Here is a 7,735-nt window from a genome sequence, read left to right on the forward strand (position 1 = left end):
CACGTATGGGGCATCGAAACCGGACAGGGTCTTGGAGCGGACAATCATGTCCTTGAGAATCTTGTTCAGCGCATGACCGATGTGAATCTTGCCGTTGGCATAAGGTGGGCCGTCGTGCAGCACGAACTTCGGACGATCCTTGCCAATTTCACGCAGCTTCTGGTACAGGCCAATGCTGTCCCAGCGCTGCAGAATCTGTGGTTCGCGCTGTGGCAGGCCGGCCTTCATCGGGAAGGCGGTGTCCGGAAGGTTTAGCGTGGCTTTATAGTCGGTCATTTCAGGCTCTTCGTTAGCGGTTGAGCGTGCCAATGGGCACGTGCGGCGGCGATATCCGCATCGATCGCCGACTTCAGCGCCTCCAGGGAGGCGAAACGCTGCTCGTCGCGCAGCTTGTGGTGGAATTCCACCGTCAGACGCCGGCCATAGAGATCGCCGGCAAAATCCAGGATATGCACTTCCAGGTGGGCACTGCCATCACCTGAAACGGTTGGCCGCACGCCGATGTTGGCGACGCCTGGCCAGGCTTTGCCATCGAGTTCGACACTGACCAGGTAAACACCGGTCAACGGGACGCGACGACGCTTGAGTTGTATGTTGGCCGTTGGCGTACCGAGCTGGCGGGCCAGTTTTTGTCCATGCAACACGCGGCCGGTAATTTGGTACGGGCGCCCCAGCAGGCGTTCGGCAAGGGCGAAGTCAGCCTTGGCCAGGGCGTTGCGCACTTGTGTGCTGCTGATACGCAGGCCTTCCTGCTCGACGGTTTGCGCGGCCTCTACAGTGAAGCCCTGGCTAAGCCCGGCCTGCTGGAGAAACTCGAAGTCGCCGACCCGGTCGCAGCCGAAGCGGAAATCGTCGCCGACTTCCAGGTGTTTGACGCCCAGACCATCGACCAGAATGGTATCGACGAACTCGGCGGCGCTGAGTTTGCTCAGGCGCTGATTGAACGCCAGGCACAGCACCCGGTCTACGCCTTCAGCGGCCAACAGCGCGACTTTGTCACGCAGGCGGGCCAAACGGGCCGGGGCGGCATCCGGGGCGAAATATTCGCGCGGTTGCGGCTCGAAAATCACCACGCAGCTGGGCACGCCCAGCGCTTCCGCTCGCTCACGCAGGCGCGCCAGGATTGCCTGGTGGCCGCGGTGAACACCGTCGAAGTTGCCAATAGTGGCGACACAGCCCCGGTGCTGGGGGCGCAGGTTGTGAAGGCCTCGAACCAGCTGCATAACGCGCTTCTTGCTCATAAAGTGGTCGATTATAACCACACCCGGGCGCTGGTGACAGGCAGCAGCGTCGCCCCGAGGTGCGGAAAACATAAAACCGACGTCTGGCCGTGTTCGTGGCTCAATGCAATGCCTTGCGCGCGAAGTCTCGCGGGCGGAAACCGAACACAAACAGACTGCCGAAATAAGTGAGTACACCAGCCAGAATCAGCACGCCCAGACGCAGGAAGCGCTCAAGCATCTGCCCTTCTGCCCAGGCCGGCATGTAATGCATCCCCACCAGCAGTACAGCCGACATCAACACCACGGCCAGCACCAGCTTGGCCAGGAACTTGCCCCAACCCGGTTGTGGTTGGAACAGTTGCTGCTGACGCAGCTTCCAGTACAACAGGCCGGCATTCAAGCAGGCGCCGAGGCTAATGGCCAGTGCCAAGCCTGCATGCTGCAAGTGGGTGATAAACAGCAGGTTGAACAGTTGAGTACAGACCAGGGTGAAAACCGCGATTTTAACCGGAGTACGGATGTTTTGCTGCGCATAGAAGCCAGGTGCCAGCACCTTGACCAGAATGATTGCCAACAGGCCAACAGAATAGGCGATCAACGCTCGCTGGGTCATGGCGGCGTCGTGTGCCGAGAACTTGCCGTACTGGAACAGTGCGACAGTCAAAGGCTCAGCAAGAATCGCCATCGCCAGGGTACACGGCAGCACCAGCAGGAAACACAGTCGCAGCCCCCAGTCGAGAATCCGCGAGTACTCCTGACGGTCACGGTTGGCGTAAGTCTTGGCCAGGGTCGGCAGCAAAATAGTCCCAAGGGCCACGCCAAGCACACCGGAGGGCAGTTCCATCAAGCGGTCGGCGTAATACATCCAAGACACCGAACCGGCTACCAGGAACGAGGCGAAGATGGTGTTGATGATCAACGAGATCTGACTCACCGACACCCCGAGAATGGCCGGCAACATTTGCTTGAGTACCCGCCAGACACCGGAATCGCGCAGATTCAGACGCGGCAACACCAACATGCCGATTTTTTTCAGGTGAGGCAGTTGGTACAACAGTTGCGCCAAGCCACCTGCCAATACGCCCCAGGCCAGCGCCATGATCGGCGGATCGAAATACGGGGTCAGGAACAGGGTGAAGCCAATCATCGCCACGTTGAGCAGCGTCGGCACGAAGGCCGGCACCGAAAAACGGTTCCAGGTATTGAGAATGGCCCCGGCAAGCGACGAGAGTGAGATCAGCAATATATAAGGAAACGTCACCCGCAGCAGATCAGTGGTGAGCTGAAACTTTTCGTTGCTGTCGACAAAACCCGGTGCCGTGACCCACACCACCCATGGCGCGGCCAATATCCCGATAGCGGTGACCAGCGCCAGTACCAGGGTCAACAGACCACTGACATAAGCCACGAAGGTGCGCGTTGCCTCTTCGCCCTGCTGGGTTTTGTACTCGGCCAGAATCGGCACAAAGGCCTGGGAAAACGCGCCTTCAGCGAAGATGCGTCGCAGCAGGTTGGGCAGTTTGAAGGCAATGAAGAAAGCGTCGGTGGCCACGCCGGCACCGAACACCCGCGCCAGAATGGTGTCGCGCACAAAGCCCAGCACCCGGGAAATCATGGTGATGGAACTGACGGCAGCCAGGGATTTCAGAAGGTTCATTGAAAGTTTTTTACGCCATAAGATAAAGGGCTGTGCCGCAATGCGCTCAGTTGTGCGATACTCCGCGCCGCAACGCAAGCAGAGCAAAAACTCCCGAGTTTACAGGTCGTACCGCAGAAGGGAATCACTCCCTTGTAAGGAACAACCACTCAGCGGTTCCATGCAAGCGCCCTTGACAACCGATTAACTCATCGGCATGATTCGCGGCCTATTTTGTTTGCTATTTACCAAGTCTTTCGAGGAGCTCGACGGTGGCCAACTCACCTTCCGCCAAAAAACGTGCAAAACAGGCTGAGAAGCGTCGCAGCCACAACGCCAGCCTGCGTTCCATGGTTCGCACCTACATCAAGAATGTAGTTAAAGCCATCGACGCAAAAGACGCCGAAAAAGCGCAAGCTGCTTACATCCTGGCTGTGCCAGTTATCGACCGTATGGCCGATAAAGGCATCATCCACAAGAACAAGGCTGCTCGCCATAAAGGCCGTCTGAATGGCCACATCAAGGCGCTGAAAGAAGCTGCAGCTGCCTAAGCGACACGCTTGTTAAAAAACCGACCTTAGGGTCGGTTTTTTATTGCCTGCGTTTTTAGCTTCGAGGGGCAAGCCCGCTCCCACAAGAAGACATCCTGCAGGAGCGGGCTTGCCCCGCGATAGGTTACTTACCGATCTGAATCTTCGGTGCCCACTGCAGCCATTCTTCTTCAGCCTTGTCGAACAAAGCGAATGTCTGCTGCGGCCGAGCCGGATTACCCATCTTCTCGCCATCTGGCGTAGCGAAGGCAATTCCCCCTTCTATCAGGGTTTCCAGCGACTCAGTGCGCACCGTAGCGCCCTTGAACAGGCCGAAGTCGAACCCGAAGCCACTGCTGTTCCAGAAACGGCTACCACCGCGTACCAGCGCGGCATAGCGCGGTTCGATCAGGATATGAATCAGCACGCGGTCTGCCGTTTGCCCCAGCTCGAACCCGGTTACCTTACCAACCGGAATCTCACGGTAAGTTACAGGCACACCCGGTTTGATCGACCCCCGTCGAGGTGCACTGAGCACCAACGCCAGCCCTGGTTCACGCGCAGAGAAGTCCGGCGCTTGCGGCAAGGCGGTGAATACCCGCTGAGGCCCAAGGTTCTTCGGAGCAGGTTGTACTTCCAGATACTGCCCTGTCACCAGCGTTTCCAGGTTTGCGGTCTTGACGATGCCTAGAGCCGGTTTGACCACCCAGAACTGCGTACCTTCACGAGCGATACGCTCCGGTACTTCGGTAATACGCGCTTTAAGCACAACTGCTTGCAAGTCGTCGGTCAGATCGACCTGCTCGACTCGCCCCACATCCAGGCCCTTGAAGCGAACTGGAGTACCGACCTTGAGGCCATCTGCACGCTCCACCCGAATGGTTACCGTGGTACCGCTACGGTTGGCCGCCTCTTGATCTTCATGCAGACGGAAGCTCGGAATACGGCGCTTGAGCGGTACATTCGGGGTTGGTGTATCAAAGGCGATACCTCCGGCCATCAGACTCTGCAGCGATTCGCTCTTGATCTGAATACCCGACAGCCCACCAGTGAGGGTAATACCGCTGGCATTCCAGAAGCGCGTCGAACCGTTGACCAGATTGGCGTACTCCTTCTCGATGTGCACACCAATCAGCAGGCGCTTACTCTTCTTGGAGAATTGGTAGCTCTGCACGGTACCGACCTTGACCTGACGGTAAAGGACAGGGCTGCCCACTTCCAGCGAACCAAGATTGTCACTGAACAGCACCAGGTGCAGGCCGGGTGCTTTCAAATCGAGCGGCGGAGCTTTCTCTCGTGCCTCGAACTCGCGCTGTGGAGAGGCCCCCTTCTCACCTGGACGGATGGCAATGTAGTTACCCTTTACCAGCGCTTCCAGGCCGGTAATCCCAGCCAGAGAGATGGACGGCTTGACCACCCAGAACTGGGTGCCGTCGACCAGGTAATCCTCTGCCAGCGGGTCGAGCGTCAACTCAGCCACGGCACTGGTGAGATCCGCATCAACTTTCAGGGTTTTCAGCGAGCCCACCTGGATGCCCTTGTACATCACCGGCGTACGACCAGCCTGCAGGCCTTCGAAGTCGCTCAACTTGACCTTGACCTTGATACCCGCCTGCGCCGCATCGAAGTCCTCGAATAAGCGGAACGGCAGGTTAGGGTCGGTCGGCGGGCTGTCTTTGCGATGCTCCGGTGTAGCAAAAGCAATACCGCCTGCAACGATGCTCGCCAACGACTCGCTGCGCACCTTCACCCCGCTCAGACCGGCATCGATACTGATGCCGCTGGCATTCCAGAATCGCGTGTGTTTGCGCACCAGGTTGGTGTAGGCCGGCTCGATGAAGACCTTAATCTCCACCGTGCCCTGATCTTCGGCCAGTCGATAGCTTTTCACTCGCCCGACCTGGATCTGCTTGTAAAACACCGGGCTGTCACGGTTTAGCGAGCCCAAGCGATCGGCCTTGAGGGTCAGGTGCAGGCCAGGCTCGCTGTCAGACATCGGCGGCGCCTCATCCAGCGCCTTGAAGCGCTTGGTCGGCGTCCCCTCGCCAGGGCTCACGGCGATATAGTTACCTGAAACCAGCGTCTCCAGGCCGGTGATACCCGCAAGCGTGACACTCGGTTTGACCAACCAGAAGCGTGTACCGCTGTTGAGGTGCGGCTCAGCCTCCTTGTTCATTTCAATAGTGGCAATAACGCCGGTTTTGCTGCCCTCGGCATCAAGTACCAGCTCCTTGACCTTACCCACCGACATACCTTTGAAGACCACTTCGGTCTTGTTGGCAACAATGCCCTCTCCGCTCTCAAAGCGAACCTGGATGTTCACACCCGACTCGCGGTAGGCCTGCCAGCCAAGCCAGCCACCAATGATCAAGGCAATCAAAGGCAATATCCATATGGCCGACCAGTTAGAGGCTGGGCGGGTTTTAGCCGTAGGCAAATCACTCATGGTCGTCATCCGACTCCGTGTTATCCCAAATCAGTCGGGGATCGAAAGTTACTGCTGCGAGCATCGTCAAAATCACCACACTGGCAAAGGCGACGGCACCCAGATTGGCTTCGACACTGGCGATCCTGCCGAAATTCACCACCGCCACCAGAATGGCGATCACGAAGATATCCAGCATCGACCAGCGTCCGATGAATTCGATGAAGCGATACATCAAGATCCGTTGCCGGGCAGACAACGGTTGGTGCCGTTGCACCGAATAGAGCAACAGCCCGATACCCACCAACTTGAAGGTAGGCACCAGAATACTGGCAATGAACACCACTGCGGCGATGGGCAGCATGCCATGCTTCATCAGGGTGATGACCCCGGACATGATGGTATCCGGGCTCCCCTGCCCCAGTGCACTGACGGTCATGATCGGCAGGACGTTAGCCGGGATATATAAAATGGCCGAAGTAATCAGTAACGCCCAGGTACGTGTGAGACTGTTTGGTCGTCGCGCATGGACAATTGCGCCACAACGGGTGCAAGTCTGTGAGTCGGTTTCCGGCTCCTGACGATTCAGCTCATGACATTCGCCACAAATCAGAATTCCGGCATCAATCGCACGCATGCAGGTCTTCCCCCGATAAGGCACTCCAGATCTGGTGGGGTGACATCACCACCTCCAGCCACACCTGTACGAGTAACAGGCTAATAAAACAGGCCAGCCCCAGGCCGAGACTCAACTCAGCCAGATCAACCAGCTTGACCATCGCGACCAGCACGCCCATGAAATACACCTCAAGCATGCCCCAATCACGCAGGTGGTGATAAATCCGGTACAGCAGCAATCCATAACTGCGTCCGATATTCAGGCGAATGCTCAGCAATACCGCCAGCTGGCATAACAGCTTGAGCAACGGGATAGCCATGCTGCAGAGAAATACCACCACGGCGACTTCAGTCATGCCGGTGTTGTACAACCCAACCACGCCAGTCCAAACAGTGTCGTTTGAACTTTGACCGAGCAAATGCAGCTGCATGATGGGAAGAAAGTTTGCCGGGATGTAGAGCAGTAAGGCGGCCAATACCAGTGCCAGGCTGCGCTGGACGACGTTATGGCGATGGGCATAGAGCTCGTAACCACAGCGTGGGCAATGTGCTTTTTCATCAAGCTTGAGCACAGGCTTGTGCATTAACAGGTCACATTCGTGACACGCCACCAACTGTTCCAGAGGCAGGTCTGCAAGTTGATGGGATTCGACAGGGTCGGACATAGTGAACTTCTGAGTCAACGAAGCGGCCATTCTACCCGATACGTAGCGCATGCATTACGGGTCAAGTCAGTAGGAGCGGGCTTGCCCCGCGATTACGATGTAACTGACACAACGCTTTCGCGAGGCAAGTCGGGTCGCCGCACCAGTGTTCAATCAGCTTCATAGGCGATGTGCCAGTGAGATAGCTTCGCGGGGCAAGCCCGCTCCCACACCGGCACTCCCACAGCCTGGTCTTTTCCAGTGGGCGGAAAGACAAAACCCCTACCTGCGTGTGCAGATAGGGGTTTCGGAATTTAATCTTGACGATGACCTACTCTCACATGGGGAAACCCCACACTACCATCGGCGATGCATCGTTTCACTGCTGAGTTCGGGATGGGATCAGGTGGTTCCAATGCTCTATGGTCGTCAAGAAATTCTGTTGCCAGAAGGTCTTGTGCAGACACTCCAGCGAATCGGGTATGTGATGTTTGTGAATTGCAAACTTTCGGTTCGTTTCGTCTTCACAACACCGCAATCTGGCTTTCGCTCAAATTGCTTGGGTGTTATATGGTCAAGCCTCACGGGCAATTAGTATTGGTTAGCTCAACGCCTCACAGCGCTTACACACCCAACCTATCAACGTCGTAGTCTTCGAC

At 57.1% G+C, this 7,735-nt stretch carries 7 protein-coding genes and 2 rRNA genes; 1 reads left to right on the forward strand and 8 read right to left on the reverse strand.

What is annotated here, in order from left to right:
* The 3 genes from E1573_RS22755 to murJ form a co-directional block, all read right to left on the reverse strand.
* Positions 1-276, reverse strand: a 276-nt coding sequence (locus E1573_RS22755; RefSeq protein WP_133216801.1) for a class I tRNA ligase family protein, incomplete at its 3' end; no start/stop codon positions are given.
* The gene (gene ribF / locus E1573_RS22760) at positions 273-1,223 is read right to left on the reverse strand and encodes a bifunctional riboflavin kinase/FAD synthetase (protein ID WP_165957377.1); all 951 of its coding nucleotides are present in this window, start codon (positions 1,221-1,223) and stop codon (positions 273-275) included. The genes E1573_RS22755 and ribF, both read right to left, overlap by 4 nt.
* A 118-nt stretch (positions 1,224-1,341) precedes the next feature.
* Positions 1,342-2,880 carry a murein biosynthesis integral membrane protein MurJ gene (gene murJ / locus E1573_RS22765; RefSeq protein WP_133216803.1) on the reverse strand — a complete coding sequence of 513 codons (1,539 nt, stop codon included), beginning with the start codon at positions 2,878-2,880 and terminating at the stop codon, positions 1,342-1,344.
* Between the two features lie 251 nt (positions 2,881-3,131).
* On the opposite strand from murJ, the gene rpsT reads away from it, so the two are divergent.
* On the forward strand, positions 3,132-3,410 hold the full coding sequence (rpsT, locus tag E1573_RS22770) for a 30S ribosomal protein S20 (protein WP_133216804.1): 279 nt from the start codon (positions 3,132-3,134) through the stop codon (positions 3,408-3,410).
* 124 nt (positions 3,411-3,534) lie between these two features.
* Here rpsT and E1573_RS22775 read toward each other — a convergent pair whose 3' ends face one another.
* The 5 genes from E1573_RS22775 to E1573_RS22795 all read right to left on the reverse strand — a co-directional run.
* Positions 3,535-5,835, reverse strand: coding sequence for a PqiB family protein (locus E1573_RS22775; RefSeq protein WP_133216805.1), 2,301 nt, complete (start codon positions 5,833-5,835; stop codon positions 3,535-3,537).
* Positions 5,828-6,451 (reverse strand): paraquat-inducible protein A, encoded by a 624-nt coding sequence (locus E1573_RS22780; protein WP_133216806.1) that lies wholly within the window; start codon positions 6,449-6,451, stop codon positions 5,828-5,830. Before E1573_RS22780 ends, E1573_RS22775 begins: the two co-directional genes overlap by 8 nt.
* The gene (locus E1573_RS22785; protein ID WP_133216807.1) at positions 6,438-7,097 is read right to left on the reverse strand and encodes a paraquat-inducible protein A; all 660 of its coding nucleotides are present in this window, start codon (positions 7,095-7,097) and stop codon (positions 6,438-6,440) included. The genes E1573_RS22780 and E1573_RS22785 overlap by 14 nt, the downstream gene beginning before the upstream one ends.
* Positions 7,098-7,394: 297 nt before the next feature.
* Positions 7,395-7,510, reverse strand: a 5S ribosomal RNA gene (gene rrf, locus E1573_RS22790).
* A 136-nt stretch (positions 7,511-7,646) separates the two neighbouring features.
* A 23S ribosomal RNA gene (locus tag E1573_RS22795) occupies positions 7,647-7,735 on the reverse strand; the annotation flags it as partial.

The organism is Pseudomonas sp. H9 (assembly GCF_004353925.1).
In the GTDB taxonomy this organism is placed as follows: Bacteria; Pseudomonadota; Gammaproteobacteria; order Pseudomonadales; family Pseudomonadaceae; genus Aquipseudomonas.